Annotated in this window: 1 protein-coding gene and 1 pseudogene; one reads left to right on the top strand and one right to left on the bottom strand. The window is 57.7% G+C overall.

All coding sequences use genetic code 11. The features are described from left to right. Positions 1–356: pseudogene (locus DBR24_RS33815) on the top strand (gfo/Idh/MocA family oxidoreductase); the annotation flags it as partial. A 56-nt stretch (positions 357–412) separates the two neighbouring features. Here the strand turns inward: DBR24_RS33815 and DBR24_RS25955 are convergent. Next, positions 413–1,219: alkaline phosphatase D family protein (locus DBR24_RS25955; protein WP_177490683.1), on the bottom strand; the 807-nt coding region annotated here is incomplete at its 5' end.

Below are 1,219 nucleotides of genomic sequence, written 5' to 3'. Positions count from 1 at the left end.
TGCGGGTGCCGGACAACTGCCAGTCGCCGCTTGCCGCGTCGATCAAAATGGCAGACGCACGGCAGCTCGACGTGCGCGCGGAATTCGATTTCGACCACGGTCACGATGAGTTGTGGAGCATCGAGATTCGCTGTGCCGAAGGCGTTCTGCGCCTGGACAACGGTGGCGCACTGTTGAGCATCGACGGCGTGCGCGAGACCGTGTCGGAAGAGGGGGAGTATGCGGCGGTGTATCGGCATTTCCAGCAGTTGATTGCTGATAAGGCCAGTGATGTGGATGTGCAGCCATTGCGGCTGGTGGCGGACAGTTTCTTTGTGGGGAGTCGGGTGGCGGTCGAGGCGTTTTACGACGCCTGAAGTCAGCGCCGTCAATCGAAAGCCTGCCCTCGGGCAGGCTTTCGTGTTTCCGGGCGCTAGAACTTGATTTTCGTTGCCGGTCCCAGGGATCCCCCCTTGCGTTCGAAAAAGTTTACGTCGACCCCTTTAAGACTGCTTTCCAGCCTGGCGAAGTTATCGTCGGAGTACACATCCGAGAGCAAACGCGTGACATAGTTGCCGCCCGGTATCCCGGTAAGCTGGGTGTTGAAGGCGAATTCGGTTTTACTCATGTGCGGGTACGGCCAGAAGAACGACGATGAAACCACGCTGTGGACACTGAAGCTCGGGTCGCTGTCCAGGGTCAGCTTGCTGACGAAAGAGCAATGCACGTCGCCGGAAACGAAGATCACCTTGCTGATCTTATTGTTGCGGATGTGTTCGATGATCAAGCGACGCTGTTCGGCAAACGCGCCCCATTTATCGCCGGCATCATTCAACAGATCAGGAAACAACGGGACAGAAGTCACGACGAACTTCACCAATTGGCTACCGTTGCCCAGCCAGTCCAGGAGCGCCTTGAGTTGCGTCTCGCTGACCATGGTTGGAGGCGTTGCGGACAAGTCTCGCTCTGTGCGTGAGTCCATGACGAACCACTCCGAGCAGCCGTCGACGAAGCTGTACCAGAAGTGTGAAAGGGTGCCTTCGATCCGGCCCGCGCCGTCCGCGCTAAAGAGCGGGCTGTGGCTGCTCTGGTAGATTTGATAGGCGTGGATGGCATGGGGATAGAGCGTCACGCGATCCTGCTTGTCGGCATTGGCTGGCCAGTTATCTTCGATTTCATGGTCGTCCAGAATCATGTACGTCGGCACGCGAGCCATCAATTGCTGGATGTAGGTCTGTGA

Source organism: Pseudomonas sp. HMWF006 (assembly GCF_003061205.1).
GTDB lineage: Bacteria > Pseudomonadota > Gammaproteobacteria > Pseudomonadales > Pseudomonadaceae > Aquipseudomonas > Aquipseudomonas monsensis.
Note: the sequence above shows the minus strand (reverse complement) of the source record. Positions and strands in the feature narration are given on the sequence as shown.